Annotated in this window: 15 protein-coding genes and 2 pseudogenes; 3 read left to right on the plus strand and 14 right to left on the minus strand. The window is 69.0% G+C overall.

From position 1 onward, the window contains the following. From AC1DY5_RS21890 to AC1DY5_RS21900, 3 genes are all read right to left on the minus strand, one after another. On the minus strand, positions 1-555 hold a 555-nt coding region (locus AC1DY5_RS21890; protein WP_478114710.1), incomplete at its 3' end, for a pyridoxal-phosphate dependent enzyme. Next, positions 552-1,517 carry a 4-hydroxy-3-methylbut-2-enyl diphosphate reductase gene (ispH, locus tag AC1DY5_RS21895; protein WP_478114712.1) on the minus strand — a complete coding sequence of 322 codons (966 nt, stop codon included), beginning with the start codon at positions 1,515-1,517 and terminating at the stop codon, positions 552-554. The genes ispH and AC1DY5_RS21890, both read right to left, overlap by 4 nt. Beyond that, positions 1,514-1,975: an FKBP-type peptidyl-prolyl cis-trans isomerase gene (locus AC1DY5_RS21900; RefSeq protein WP_478114734.1), complete on the minus strand. Its 462-nt coding sequence runs from the start codon at positions 1,973-1,975 to the stop codon at positions 1,514-1,516. Before AC1DY5_RS21900 ends, ispH begins: the two co-directional genes overlap by 4 nt. Positions 1,976-2,037: 62 nt before the next feature. Here AC1DY5_RS21900 and radC point away from each other — a divergent pair. After that, a pseudogene (gene radC / locus AC1DY5_RS21905) lies at positions 2,038-2,707 on the plus strand (RadC family protein). 92 nt (positions 2,708-2,799) lie between these two features. Then, positions 2,800-3,456: a Smr/MutS family protein gene (locus AC1DY5_RS21910; RefSeq protein WP_478114714.1), complete on the plus strand. Its 657-nt coding sequence runs from the start codon at positions 2,800-2,802 to the stop codon at positions 3,454-3,456. A gap of 10 nt (positions 3,457-3,466) precedes the next feature. Here AC1DY5_RS21910 and AC1DY5_RS21915 read toward each other — a convergent pair whose 3' ends face one another. Next, positions 3,467-3,886: a group II truncated hemoglobin gene (locus AC1DY5_RS21915; protein ID WP_478114716.1), complete on the minus strand. Its 420-nt coding sequence runs from the start codon at positions 3,884-3,886 to the stop codon at positions 3,467-3,469. Positions 3,887-3,925: 39 nt separating this feature from the next. Between AC1DY5_RS21915 and AC1DY5_RS21920 the strand changes: the two genes are divergently transcribed. Further along, the gene (locus AC1DY5_RS21920) at positions 3,926-4,948 is read left to right on the plus strand and encodes an isopenicillin N synthase family dioxygenase (RefSeq protein WP_478114718.1); all 1,023 of its coding nucleotides are present in this window, start codon (positions 3,926-3,928) and stop codon (positions 4,946-4,948) included. Positions 4,949-4,992: 44 nt separating this feature from the next. On the opposite strand, the gene AC1DY5_RS21925 is transcribed toward AC1DY5_RS21920, so the two are convergent. The 10 genes and pseudogenes from AC1DY5_RS21925 to AC1DY5_RS21970 all read right to left on the minus strand — a co-directional run. Beyond that, entirely contained in the window at positions 4,993-5,241 is a 249-nt protein-coding gene (locus AC1DY5_RS21925; RefSeq protein WP_478114736.1) for a BamA/TamA family outer membrane protein, read from the minus strand. A 26-nt stretch (positions 5,242-5,267) separates the two neighbouring features. Beyond that, positions 5,268-6,690: pseudogene (gene bamA, locus AC1DY5_RS21930) on the minus strand (outer membrane protein assembly factor BamA); the annotation flags it as partial. A 70-nt stretch (positions 6,691-6,760) separates the two neighbouring features. Beyond that, positions 6,761-7,054 (minus strand): hypothetical protein, encoded by a 294-nt coding sequence (locus AC1DY5_RS21935; protein WP_478114720.1) that lies wholly within the window; start codon positions 7,052-7,054, stop codon positions 6,761-6,763. A gap of 93 nt (positions 7,055-7,147) precedes the next feature. After that, positions 7,148-7,318 carry a hypothetical protein gene (locus AC1DY5_RS21940; protein ID WP_478114722.1) on the minus strand — a complete coding sequence of 57 codons (171 nt, stop codon included), beginning with the start codon at positions 7,316-7,318 and terminating at the stop codon, positions 7,148-7,150. Between the two features lie 4 nt (positions 7,319-7,322). Next, a complete protein-coding gene (locus tag AC1DY5_RS21945; protein ID WP_478114724.1) occupies positions 7,323-7,481 on the minus strand; it encodes a GNAT family N-acetyltransferase in 159 nt (52 codons plus the stop codon). Next, positions 7,411-7,581, minus strand: coding sequence for a GNAT family N-acetyltransferase (locus tag AC1DY5_RS21950; protein WP_478114738.1), 171 nt, complete (start codon positions 7,579-7,581; stop codon positions 7,411-7,413). The genes AC1DY5_RS21945 and AC1DY5_RS21950 overlap by 71 nt, the downstream gene beginning before the upstream one ends. A gap of 158 nt (positions 7,582-7,739) precedes the next feature. Beyond that, entirely contained in the window at positions 7,740-10,256 is a 2,517-nt protein-coding gene (locus AC1DY5_RS21955) for an ABC transporter permease (RefSeq protein WP_478114726.1), read from the minus strand. Between the two features lie 46 nt (positions 10,257-10,302). Continuing rightward, positions 10,303-11,160 carry a formate dehydrogenase accessory sulfurtransferase FdhD gene (locus tag AC1DY5_RS21960; RefSeq protein ID WP_478114728.1) on the minus strand — a complete coding sequence of 286 codons (858 nt, stop codon included), beginning with the start codon at positions 11,158-11,160 and terminating at the stop codon, positions 10,303-10,305. Beyond that, positions 11,157-11,579 carry a hypothetical protein gene (locus AC1DY5_RS21965; RefSeq protein ID WP_478114730.1) on the minus strand — a complete coding sequence of 141 codons (423 nt, stop codon included), beginning with the start codon at positions 11,577-11,579 and terminating at the stop codon, positions 11,157-11,159. The genes AC1DY5_RS21960 and AC1DY5_RS21965 overlap by 4 nt, the downstream gene beginning before the upstream one ends. Continuing rightward, on the minus strand, positions 11,576-12,714 hold a 1,139-nt coding region (locus AC1DY5_RS21970; RefSeq protein WP_478114732.1), incomplete at its 5' end, for a formate dehydrogenase subunit gamma. The genes AC1DY5_RS21965 and AC1DY5_RS21970, both read right to left, overlap by 4 nt.

A 12,714-nucleotide genomic window follows, 5' to 3' on the forward strand; every position in this document is an offset into this window, starting at 1 on the left:
CACGAGCACCGCGTCGGGCAAGCCGCCCTGCTGCTCGATCTCGCGGCCCAGCGTGCCGGCGCCGGCCACCACCTCGGGCTGGTCGTAGGCGTGCGTCAGCAAGGCGCCGGTCTGGCGCTGCCGTTCGAGGCAGGCCGCCAGCGCATCCGAATAGGCAGCGCCGCCGACCACCACCTTGGCGCCCAGCGAACGCAGCCTGGCGCGCTTCGCCTCGGGCGAGACCTCGGGCAGGAACACTTCGCAAGGCACGCCGAGCGCCTGCGCGGCCGCGGCGGTGGCGATGCCGGCGTTGCCGCCGGATGCCACGATCGCGCCGCTGGCCGGGATCTCGTTGGCCAGCAGCCGGTTCATCATGCCGCGCGCCTTGAAGCTGCCGCTGGCCTGCAGCTGCTCGAGCTTGAGCCAGACCTCGACACCCGGCGTGTCCACGCCCAGGGCCCGGCCCGAGAGCTTCCACAGCGGCGTCTCGCGCAGGAAGTGCGGCGCGCGCTCGTGGATCCGGCGCGCGGCGGCCTCGACGTCGGCGCGCCAGTCGTGGGGGACGGTGCCGCTCACGAGATATGCCCCGGTGCCGGGATGTCGTCGAGCTTGAGGCCCTTGGGCAACGGAAACTTGAGGGTCTCCTGGATGCCGTCCATCTTGCGCACCGACACCGCGCCGAAGGCCTTGATGCGGTCGATCACCTCGCGCACCAGCACCTCGGGCGCCGAGGCACCCGCCGTGAGGCCGACGTTGCTCTTGCCCTCGAACCATTCCGGCCGGAGTTCGGCCGCGGAGTCGACCATGTAGCTCTCGGTGCCGAGGCGCTGCGCGAGTTCGCGCAGCCGGTTGCTGTTGGAACTGGTCGGGCTGCCGACCACGATCACCAGGTCGACCTGCGGGCTCAGCATCTTCACGGCGTCCTGCCGGTTCTGCGTCGCATAGCAGATGTCCTGCTGCTTGGGCTCGCGCACCTTCGGGAAGCGCGCGCGCACCGCGGCCGAGATCTCGGCCGCGTCGTCGACCGACAGCGTGGTCTGCGTCACGACCGCCAGCCGCTCGGTCTGCGCCGGCGCCACGCGCGCCACGTCCGCCACGTCCTCGACCAAATGGATGCCGCTCGACAGCTGGCCCATCGTGCCCTCGACTTCGGGATGCCCCTTGTGGCCGATCATGATGAACTCGTAGCCTTCCTTCGCCAGCTTGGCCACCTCGACATGGACCTTGGTGACCAGCGGACAGGTGGCATCGAAGATCTCGAAGCCGCGCTCGCGCGCCTCGGCCTGCACCGCCTTGCTGACGCCGTGGGCGCTGAACACCAGCGTGGCCCCCGGCGGCACCTCGGCCAGGTCCTCGATGAAGATCGCGCCCTTGGCCTTGAGCTCGTTGACCACGTAGGTGTTGTGCACGATCTCATGGCGCACGTAGATCGGCGCACCGAACTTGGCGATGGCGCGCTCGACGATCTCGATCGCGCGGTCGACACCGGCGCAGAAGCCGCGCGGCTCGGCCAGGATGACTTCTTGGATGCCGTTCACAGCACGCCGATCAGCTTCACCTCGAAGGTCACGGGCTGACCTGCGAGTGGATGGTTGAAATCGAAGCGCACCGCGGTCTCGTTCGATTCGATGACCGCGYCCGCATAGCTGCCGGTGCCGTCCGGGGTGGGGAACTGGACCACGTCGCCGACGGCGTACTGCTCGTCCGGATCGCCGATCTGCGTCAGCAGCTTGCGAGCGACCCATTGCTGCATGTCGGCATTGCGCTCGCCGAAGGCTTCGCCTGCCGGCAGTTCAAAAGTGGCGTGCGCGCCTTCCGCCATGCCGATCAGGCGCTGCTCGACGGCCGGCGACAGCTCGCCGGTGCCGAGCGACAGCGTGGCCGGCTTGTCCTGGAAGGTGTTGATGATGTCGCCCGCGGGGCCGGCCAGCCGGTAGTGCAGCGTGAGGAATGAACCGGACGTGACGACGGCGGCGGTGGAAATCGAAGACAAGATAAAGGGTCCCTATTGACTGGGGCCACTATTTTAGGGAGTGGGGCTCGAACCCCGTATGCGCCATGTCTTTCAAGGACCTGCAGGATGGCGCGCGGCCGCGCGAAAGGCTCATGGCGCTCGGTGCCGGTGCTCGCCGACTCCGAGCTGCTGGCGCTGCTGCTGCGCACCGGCCTGCGCGGCAAGAACGTGCTGCAGCTCGCCCAGGAGCTGCTCGACCGCTTCGAAGGCCTCTCGGACCTGCTCCATGCCGGGCTCGACGACCTCAAGCAGGTCAAGGGACTGGGCGGCACCGCCAAGTGCGCCGAACTGGCGGCGGTGCTCGAACTCGCGCGCCGCGCGATGGCCGAGCGCCTGAAGGAGCGCACCGTGTTCGATTCTCCCGTCACGGTGACGCAGTACCTGCAGCTGCACCTGGCCGCCCGGCCGCACGGTGTTTGCCGCCCTGTTCCTGGATGCCCAGTACCGCCTGATCGCGATGGAAGAGCTTTTTCGCGCACCTTGACGCAGACCAGCGTCTATCCGCGCGAAGTGGTCACCCGCGCGCTGCACCACCATGCCGCCGTCGTGGTGCTGGCGCACAATCATGAGCGGCTCGGTGGAGCCTTCGCGCGCCGATCAGTCACTCACCCAGACCCTCAAGGCCGCGCTGGCGCTGGTCGACGTGTGGTGCTCGACCACGTGATCGTGGCCCGCGGCGGCACGCTCTCCATGGCCGAGCGCGGGCTGATCTGAACAAAGAAACAATATGTAAAGACCCCGGCTCATCCGACAATGCCAAGCCATCGAACGAGGCGAGCGTCTCGGCCTGAACCTTATTCGCCCCCATGCCTGTGAAACCGAACAACTTCAAGAGCCTCGCCGATCTCAAGCAGGTGCAGCGCTCGCTGGCCGAGCAGCGCGAGCGCGCTGCCGCCGAAGCAGCGGCACAGGCAGCCGCGCAGAAGAAGCGACTGGCCGACCAGGACCTATTCACGCGCGCGATCGGGGCCACGAAACCGCTGCGCAAGACCGCGGCGGTGGCGCTGGCCCCGGAGCCGCCGGCGCCAATCCCGGTACAGCAGCAGCTCGACGACCAGCGCGTGCTGCGCGAGTCACTGTCGGACGAATTCGATGTCAGCACCCTGCTCGACGCCGACGATGCCATGAGCTTCCGGCGCCCCGGCATCAACACCGACGTCACGCGCAGGCTGCGCGCCGGCGAATGGTCGATCCAGCGCCAGCTCGACCTCCACGGCATGCGCAGCGACGAGGCTCGCGAGGCGCTCGGCGCCTTCATCCGGGAAGCCTGGAAACAGGGCGTGCGCTGCGTCCGCGTGGTACATGGCAAGGGCCACGGCTCGCCGGGCAGGCAGCCGGTGCTCAAGGCCAAAGTGCAGCGCTGGCTGATCCAGAAGAACGAGACGCTGGCCTTCGTGCAGGCCAAGCCGGCCGAGGGCGGCGGCGGTGCGCTGGTGGTGCTGCTGGCGCCGTCGCGGCGCTGAGCGCGCGCCGTTAGCCGCCCTTGTTCCGCATCCAGTCCGCGGTCTGGAAGAACGACCCGCGCAGGCGCTCGCGCAAGTCTTCGGGCACGCCGGTCTCGCCCATCGCCTGGTCCATGCAGGCCAGCCATTCATCGCGCTCGCGAATGCCGATCGCGTGGCCGCCGATGCTCTGCGGCAGGTGGCGCGCGCGCAGCATCGGATGCCCGAATCGATCGGTGTAGTGCTGCGGGCCGCCGAGCCAGCCGCAGAGGAACCAGAACAGCCGCTGGCGCGCGTTGTCGAGCGAGCTGCCGTGCACCGCGCGCAATTGGGCATAGGCGGGCTCGAGGTCCATCAAGTCGTAGAAGCGCTCGACCAGCGCGTGGACCGCGGCTTCGCCCCCGATCCATTCGAAGGGCGTGTCAAAAGGCGGTTTGTCCTGAATCTGCATGACCGCCATTGTCCCAAGACTTGCGGCACCATCGGAGCCATGCCCGATACACCCCTTTTCCCGACGCCCGGAATCCTGCCGGTGATCGACGTCTCGGCCCTGGTCGCCGGCGGCGCCGGCCGCGAGCAGGCCGCCCTGCAGATCGGTGCCGCCTGCCGGGCCCACGGCTTTTTCTACGTCACCGGCCACGGCGTCGACGAGGCGCTCGTGCGGCGCCTCGAGGACCTGAGCCGGCGCTTCTTCGCCCTCGACGAAGCGACCAAGATGCGCTGGCGCATGGCGCTCGGCGGCCGCGCCTGGCGCGGCTACTTCCCGCTCGCCGGCGAGCTCACCTCGGGACGGCCCGACTGGAAGGAAGGTCTCTACCTGGGCACCGAATTGCCTCCCGACCATCCCCTGGTTCGCGCCGGCACGCCGGTGCACGGGCCCAACCTGTTCCCCAACATCGAGGGCTTTCGCGACACGGTGCTGGCCTACATCGAAGCCGTCACGCGACTGGGCCACCGCCTGATGGAAGGCATCGCCCTGAGCCTCGGCCTGCCGGCCGGCTACTTCGCCGAGCGCTACACGGCCGATCCCCTGATCCTGTTCCGGATCTTCAACTACCCGACGCAAGCGGTCCCCGAGGGCATGGACGTGCATTGGGGCGTCGGCGAGCACACCGACTACGGCCTGCTCACGATCCTGCACCAGGACGAGGTCGGCGGCCTGCAGGTGCGCACGCCGGGCGGCTGGGTCGAGGCGCCGCCCGTGGCCGGCTCCTTCGTCTGCAACATCGGCGACATGCTCGACCGCATGACCGGCGGGCTCTACAAGTCGACCCCGCACCGCGTGACGCGCAACAGTTCGGGATGCGACCGGCTGTCCTTCCCGCTCTTCTTCGATCCGAACTTCGAAGCCCGGGTCCGGCGCATCGAAGTCCTGGAGGGTGCCGCCGCCGTGGACGACAGCGCCGAGCGCTGGGACCGCGCCAATGTGCATGCCTTCAACGGGCGCTACGGCGACTACCTGCTGGCGAAGGTGTCGAAGGTGTTTCCGCAGTTGCGCGACGAGGTGCTGTGAAGGCCCGATCCGGCCGGCAGCGCCCCGCTCCGGCGTTCCTGTAGTCAGAACGAGCTCCCAATCTGGAACTGGATGCGCTGCAGGCGGACCGCGGCGATGTCGTTAGCCTCGTCCGCCTTCTGGTACTTGATGGGCAGCGCATAGGCGAGTCGCAGCGGACCCATCGGTGAGATCCAGCTGATGCCCAGGCCGCTCGAGGCTCGAATTCCGTTCTGCGCTTTCCGCTGCGGGCCGGCGCTGCGGTCGGCGAAGACATTGCCCGCATCGTCGCGCGCCCAGGCGGCCGAATGCATTGGAAGTAGTCGAGGTAGGCCTGCGGTGTGGCCGTGTAAACATACGACTTGTTGTACGAACTGCCTTTGACCTGCAGCCCGAGGTAGTTGCCGGAGCCGAACACGTTCTCCTGCGTGATGCCGAAGTTCACGGAGACCCCGATGCTGGAATGGCCCGCGCCGAGCTGGAGGCTGCCGGTCGGCTTTTCCTTCACTTCGACGCTCAGGTCGACTTGGTCGGGCGTGCCCGGCACCTCCTGGGTGTCGACGCTGACCTCGGTGAAGTAGCCGAGCCGGTCGATGCGATGGCGCGACAGCTTGATCTTGTCGCCGTCGTACCAGGAGGCTTCGTACTGGCGGAACTCGCGCCGGATCACTTCGTCGCGCGTGCGGTTGTTGCCGCCGATGCTGACACGCCGCACATAAACGCGACGCCCCGGCTCGGCCTGCAGGACCAGCGTGACGCGGTGGCGGTCGATCTCGGGCTGTGCGTTCACGCGCGCGAAAGCATAGCCGAAGGTGCTGAAATAGTCGGTGAAGGCCTTCGTGGTCCGGCTCACCTGCTCGGCGTTGTAAGGCTCGCCGGGCTGGATGGCGACGAGGGTCTTGAACTCTTCTTCCCGGCCCAGGTAATTGCCGTCCAGTCTCACGCCGGAAACCACGAACTTGTCGCCCTCCGTGATGTTGACCGTGACCGAGAGCTCTTGCCGGTCGGGCGAGGTCGCCACCTGCGTCGAGTCGATGYGGAACTCGAGGTAGCCGCGCGACAGGTAACGTCTCGAGGTCAGCCTCGAGCTTGGCGCGCGAATACTGGTTCGACTTGGTGTACCAGCTGAGCCAGCCGCCGGCGTCCTGGCCGAACAGGCTCAGCAGGGTCGACTCGCTGAAGTCCTTGTTGCCGGCGATGTGCACCTCCCGGATGTGCGCGGACTCGCCTTCGGTGACGCTGAATGTCAGGTTCGCCCGATTGCGTTCGGTGGGCGTCACCGTCGTCATGATCTGCACGTTGTARAGGCTGYGGCTCACGTACTGGCGCTTGAGCTCCTGCTCGGCGCGGTCGGYCAGCGCCTTGTCGTAGGSGCGYCCKTCGGCCAGKCCGACCTCGCGCAGGGCCTTCTTTAGGACGTCCTTGTCGAACTYCTTGRYGCCGMYGAASTCGACMTCGGCRATGGTCGGCCGCTCCTCSACGAKSAYCACSAGSACGTTGCCGYTGACRTCGATGCGCACGTCCTTGAACAGRCCSAGSTCGAACAGCGCSCGGATSGCGGCSGMRCCGCGCTCGTCRYYGTAGGTSTCRCCCACGCGCAKSGGSATCGARGCGAAGATCGTTCCCGGCTCGACCCGCTGCAGGCCTTCGACACGAATRTCGCGKACSRTGAAAGGCTCGACMGCCCATACGGCGACGACCGGCAACACGCTCGCCGCGAGGACGATCAGGCTTCGCGCGCAAGCCGCAGGAAATTTGGTCATGGAAAGGCAGCCCGCACGGCAGCGAGGCCGGYGGGAGGGTTTCAGCACGGGAAGAAAAGACCCGCTTGGGTCAGCGTGCCGACGCGATCAGTGCTCGCTCGCGCCCCGCGGGGGCCGTCGCCATGCGCACGTTGGGCGCTTCCGGTGCCAGCGCGGCGGGCGTCGACGCGCAGCGCGTGCTGCCGTTGCCGCCCATGATCGGCGCCAGCGTGGAGAGGCTGCGCACGCAGTCCGCCGCGAGGGTCCGGGCGTCGTCCCGGCGCTCGCAGGCGGTGAGAACCAAGGCGGCCAAGCTGGCGGCGGCCCCGGCCGCGACACGGCGCCACAGGGGCGGAAAGTTGCACAAATCCAACAAATCGGGCATCAAATCATCCAGCGAAAGTGATCGAACACCGAATGTGCTCGCCAAATTCGGAGGAAGCTGGTAGATGCCGTATTCCGGCCGGAGGCGGACGGGCTACGCGGCGAGTTGCCGCAGCCCTTCAGCGCGCTGCAGCCGATAAAGCTTGTGCAGGCGCAGCGCATGGCCCAAGGGCAATGCCGGGTGCTCGAAGAGCCCATCGGTGCGCATGCCGAGGCGCTGCATGACGGCCTCCGAAGGCAGGTTCGGGACCGCAGTGAATGCCACGATGTCAGGCAGTTCCAGGCGCTCGAAGCCCACGCGCAGCGCCGCCCCGCGCCGCCCGCGCCGCCTCCGTCGTATAGCCCCGGCCCCAGAAGTCATGCGCCAGCCGCCAGCCGCCAGCCGAGCTCGACGCAGGGCGAGAAGGGCAGGTCCGGCCTCGGCACATTCAGGCCGACGCAGCCGATCAGCGCCCCGCTCGCGCGCTCCTCGGCGGCCCAGAGGCCCCAGCCTCTTCGGGCGATGCCTTCGGCGCAGCGATCGGCCATCGCGTTGCTCTCCGCGCGCGAGCGCCGCGAGAAAGTCGCGCATCACGCGCGGATTGGCATTGAGGGTCGCAAAAGCCTCGCGGTCGGCGGCTCGCCATTGCCGCAGGCGCAGCCGCGCGGTCTCGCACTCGATGCGTTCGGCCCTGCCGCAGCGCGCCCTACTCCGCCGCCTGCCGCAGCGTGGCCACCACCGGCCGCCGCAGCACCTCGCGCAGGCCCCACCAGCCAGCCGCGAGCGCTAGCACGGCACCGGCCACCGCGCCCGCGATCGGCACCAGCGGTGATGCGGTCCAGGTGAAGTCGAACACGAAGCGCGCCAGTGCCCAACCGATGACCGAGGCGACGATGCTCGCCAGGAAGCCGGCCAGCAGGCCGACGCCGGCGAGTTCCGCCCGCTGCACCTGGCGCAGCAGGCTGGCCCGCGCGCCCACCGCCCGCATCACCGCGAACTCGCGGGCCCGCTCTTCGCGCGTGGCGGTGACGGCCGCGAACAGCACCACCAGGCCGGCCGCCAGCGTGAAGCCGAATAGGAACTCCACCGCCCGGATCACCTGGTCGAGCACGCGCTGCACCTGGCCGATGGTGGCGCTCATGTCGACGTTGGTGACGTTCGGGTAGCTGCGCACCAGCGCGTTGTCGAAGCCCTTGATCTCGGGCGCGCGGAAGGCGCCCATGTAGGTCACCGGCACGTCGGCCAGCGCAGTCACCGTGTACATGACGAAGAAGTTGGCGTGYATCGAGCCCCAGTCGACCTTGCGCAGCGAGGTGATGCGGGCCTCGTTCTGCTGCCCGCCGATGTCGAAGCGCAGGCTGTCGCCGAGCTTCAGTCCCAGCGTCTCGGCCAGACCCGCCTCGACGCTCAGCTCGCCCGCGGCATCCGGCTTCCAGGCGCCGGCGGTGATCTGGTTATGCGGCGGCGCCTCGGCGCTGTTGCTGAGGTTGAATTCGCGGTCGACCAGCCGCTTGGCGCGGTCCTCGCTGTAGTCGTCGGGCGAGACCGGCTTGTCGTTGATCGCCACCAGCCGGCCGCGGATCATCGGGTACCAGTCGAACTTCTGCACGCCGCTGGCGCGCAAGGTCTTCTGGAAGGCATCGCTCTGATCGGGCATCACGTTGATCACGAAGCGATTCGGCGCATCGGGAGGCGTCGCCTTGCGCCAGCTCGCGACCAGGTCGGTGCGCAGCAATACCAGCAGGATAAGCGCCAGCAGCCCGACCGCGAGCGCGCTCACCTGCACCACCGCGTAGGCCGGCCGGGCCGAGATCTGCCGCGTCGCCAGCACCAGCCAGCGCGGCGCCGTGCTCTCGTTGACGCTGCGCCGCAGCACCCAGACTGCAAGCCAGCTCAGCACCGCGAACAGCGCCACCGCCCCCGCGAAGCCGCCGACCGCGATCAGCCCCAGCTTGAGGTCGCTGCTGGCCGCGACTAGCAGGGCCGCGAAGCCGGCGACGCCGAGGCCGAGCACCGCGATCGAGGCCGGCTTGAGATTGCCGACATCGCGTCGGATCACGCGCAGCGGCGGCACCCGCGCCAGCTGCAACACCGGCGGCAGCCCGAAGGCGAACAACAGCGTGAGGCCGACACCGAGGCCGAAGGCCACCGGCCACAGGCTCGGCGCCGGCAGCGCGCTCTCGACCAGGCCGGCCAACAACAGAACGAAGACATAGTGCACGCCGTAGCCGATGGCGACGCCGATCGCGCTGGCTGCCAGGCCGATCACCGCGAACTCGAAGGCATAGGCGGCCGCGATGGTGCGCTGGCTTTGGCCCAGCACGCGAAGCATCGCGCAGTCATTGAGGTGGCTGGCGGCAAAGCCGCGCGCAGCCAGTGCCACTGCCACGGCCGACAGCAGCGCGGCCAGCAGCGCCACCAGATTGAGGAATTTCTCGGCCCGGTCGAGCGTCTGCCGCATCTCGGGGCGACCGCTCTCAAAGGATTCGAGCCGGGCGCCGCGCAGCTCGCCCTTCTTGATCGTCGCATCGACCTCGTCGCTGAAGCGCTTGACCGCGGACGTATCGCCCGCCACCGCGAAGCGATAGCTGACGCGGCTGGCCGGCTGCACGAGACCGGTGCGCGCGATGTCCGCCTGGTTCAGCATCACGCGCGGCGCGAAGCTCATGAAGCCGGCGCCGCGGTCGGGCTCCAGCGTGATCAGGCGCGCGATGCGCAAGCCGGCGTCGCCGAGCAGCAGCGTGTCGCCGACCTGGAGCGCGAGCGACTCCAGCAGCGAGCCGTCGACCCAGGCCTCGCCCGGCGCCGGCACCTCGCGCGTGGGCTGTCCCGGGGTGTCGGCGTTGACCGCGACCTGGACCGCGCCGCGCAGCGGATAGCCGACCGCCACGGCCTTCAGCGCCACCAGCTTGGTGGCACCGCCCTGGGCCTCGCTGGCGCGCGCCATGGTCGGGAAGCCGTAGGTGCTCGCGCCCTTCAGGCCGAGCGCCCGGGCGCGTTGGATGAAGGCCGGCGGCGTCGGGTTGTCGCTGGCCAGCACCGCGTCGCCGCCCAGCAGCTGGCGCGCATCGCGCGCCAACCCGCCCTTGAGCCGGTCAGCGAAGAAGCCGACGGCCGTCAGCGCCGCCACCGCCAGCAGGACGGCGACGATCAGGAGTCGGAGTTCACCGGCGCGCAGGTCGCGCCAGAGCGTGCGCCAGCCGAGGCGAAGAAAAGCAGTCATGGGCCCGACGATAGCCGAGCCGGCCGCGCGCGCGAAATGGAAGGATTTAGGGGCCCGCGCCGACGATCTTGGCGCCGGCCAGCGCCGGCTGCAGCAGCAGCCGCTTGGCACCCGCGAAACAGAGAAAGCGGCGATTCGTCGCCCGCCCGATCGCGCACAGGCCAACCCGCGACGCGACCTCGTGGCCCATCTGCGTGATGCCGCTGCGCGAGACCACGATCGCCACGCCCATCTGCGCCGACTTGATCACCATCTCGCTGGTCAGCCGACCGGTGGTGTAGAACACGCGCCTCCCGACCCGCTGCGGCTGCATCGCGATCCAGCCGGCGATGGTGTCGATCGCGTTGTGGCGGCCCACGTCCTCGATGAAGCACTGCATGCGCACCTGGTCGCCGTCCTCGAGGGTGAACAGCGCGCAGCCGTGCACCGATCCGGCCGACTTGTAGGTGCTCTCCTGGAGGCGGATCGCGTTGACCAGCGCATAGAGCTGCGCCTGCGTCATGCGGGTGGCGGGCAGCTGCAGGCGATCGATCCCGGCCATCAGCTCGCCGAATACGCTGCCCTGCCCGCAGCCGGTTGTGACCACCTTCTTGGCGGTGCGCTCCTCGATGCGGTCGATTCCCGTGTGCGTCCGGACCGCGGCGGCCCCGACCTCCCAGTCGACCGTGATCGATTCCACGTCGGCCGCGGATTCGATCAGGCGCTGGTTCAGCAGGTAGCCCAGCACCAGCAGCTCGGGCTGCGCGCCGAGCGTCATCAGCGTGACCAGTTCTCGGCGGTCGACGTAGATCGTCAGGTCGCGCTCGGCCGGAATGGAGACCCGGCCCGACTCGCCGTGCTCGTCGACGACCTCGACCTCGCGCGTGAGCGGTGCCCGGGCCTCGGTCAGCCGCGGCAGCGTCACTTCTTGGGCGCGGGGTTGGTCTCGGCCGAGGTCTGGTTCGAGCTCGGCGGCGAGGCCGCGGTGGTCGCCGGCGAATGGGCTCCCGAGGCCTCGATCGGCTGCTTGGCCTGCTCTGCCGGCGGCGCGAAGGCGAACGGGCCCGGATCGGTGCAAGGTGGCGTCGGCGTGGGAGGCGCAAGTTGCCGGCCGGCCGCGGCAGCCGCATCGCGGTAGCGGGCCGCAACACGGGTCTGTGTCTGGCACAGCTGGTAGGTATCGACCTTGGCGCTCCAGGCGGTCTTGGCGGCGGCTTCGGCCGCCTTGGCCTGGGCCTCGGGTGTCAGGGTGGGCAACGGCAGCTTGGCGAACGCAGCCGGCGCGCCGGCGAGGACGGCGACCAGGCCGGCGGCCAGCGCCCAGTGGGTCAGCGGCTTGTTCATGAGGGACTGCCTTCGATCCGGATGCCGGAGGTCGGTGCGGCGGCACGCGCCTCGGCGCTGCGCCGAGCCGGGATCTTGCCGGCCACGACATCGTTGTACCAATAGGCGTGGTGCTCACGCGCCCAGGTCTCGTCGACATAGCCCGTGCGCATCGCCTTGTAGGCGCCCTTCATGCCGATCGTTCCGATGTAGATGTGGCCCATTATCAGCGCCATCATGCACAGCGTCGCGACCGCATGGATCATGTGGGCGACCTGCATCTGGGCGCGCGTGTAGACGAAACCGGGCAGCAGCTTGTCGAGGAAGAGCCCGGAGCCGATGACCAGCACACCGAGGAACAACACGCCGCCCCAGAACACCGCCTTCTCGCCGGCGTTGAATCGGTCCGAAGGCGGCTCCTCGCCGCCGAACAGGCCGCCGCCCTTCTTGAGCCATTCGATGTCGTTCCTGCGCGGCAGGTTGCTGCGGAAGAAGGTGAAGACCATGAACAGCGTGGTCAGCACGAACAGCGGGCCGACGAAGTTGTGCACCGTCTTCAGCACGTAGCCCAGGTAGCCGAACAGCGAGCCGCCCAGCACCGGCAGCAGGAAGAACTTGCCGAAGGCCATCACGATGCCGGAGATCGCGAGCGTGACGAAAGCGATCGCGTTCGACCAGTGTGTGGCCCGCTCGAAGGGCGTGAAGCGCTCGATCTTGCGGCCGGTCTCCTGGCCGTGCAGCCCGATCGGGCCGCGCGTGAAATAGTAGATGGCCAGCGCCAGCAGCATGACGAAGAGCAGCGCAGCCCCATAGGGGATGATCCAGTTGTTGCGCACCTGGCGCCAGGCCTCGCCGGCGTTGGTGTAGAGCGAGCCGGGGTACTTCACGAAGCCCTGGATCAGATTGCCGGCCTCGGGTGCCTCGTGCAGCGGCAGGCTGCTGGAGCCGGTTACTCCGCCGCTCACCTGGCGCCACATCGGGGCGTTGTTGCCCGGCTGCACCCGGTTGCGCTCGCCGTTGCTCTGGTTCAGGTAGTTCGGGTCGGCGCTGGCCTCGGGCTTGACCTCGAAGATGTTCTGGCTGCGGATGCCGCCTGCGGCCGACGCCGGCGCCGCCACGGCTGCCGGCGGCGGGCTCGACGCGGCCGGCGCTTCGG

The sequence above is a fragment of the Variovorax sp. P4_D9 genome, from assembly GCF_056401695.1.

Excerpts from the sequence above, each read along its gene's own strand:
- AC1DY5_RS21910 (WP_478114714.1), top strand. The coding sequence starts at position 2,800 with ATGCCTGTGAAACCGAACAACTTCAAGAGCCTCGCCGATCTCAAGCAG.
- AC1DY5_RS21915 (WP_478114716.1), bottom strand. The coding sequence starts at position 3,886 with ATGCAGATTCAGGACAAACCGCCTTTTGACACGCCCTTCGAATGGATC.
- AC1DY5_RS21920 (WP_478114718.1), top strand. The coding sequence starts at position 3,926 with ATGCCCGATACACCCCTTTTCCCGACGCCCGGAATCCTGCCGGTGATC.
- AC1DY5_RS21925 (WP_478114736.1), bottom strand. The coding sequence starts at position 5,241 with ATGCATTCGGCCGCCTGGGCGCGCGACGATGCGGGCAATGTCTTCGCC.
- AC1DY5_RS21935 (WP_478114720.1), bottom strand. The coding sequence starts at position 7,054 with ATGCCCGATTTGTTGGATTTGTGCAACTTTCCGCCCCTGTGGCGCCGT.
- AC1DY5_RS21945 (WP_478114724.1), bottom strand. The coding sequence starts at position 7,481 with ATGTGCCGAGGCCGGACCTGCCCTTCTCGCCCTGCGTCGAGCTCGGCT.
- AC1DY5_RS21950 (WP_478114738.1), bottom strand. The coding sequence starts at position 7,581 with ATGGCCGATCGCTGCGCCGAAGGCATCGCCCGAAGAGGCTGGGGCCTC.
- AC1DY5_RS21965 (WP_478114730.1), bottom strand. The coding sequence starts at position 11,579 with ATGAACAAGCCGCTGACCCACTGGGCGCTGGCCGCCGGCCTGGTCGCC.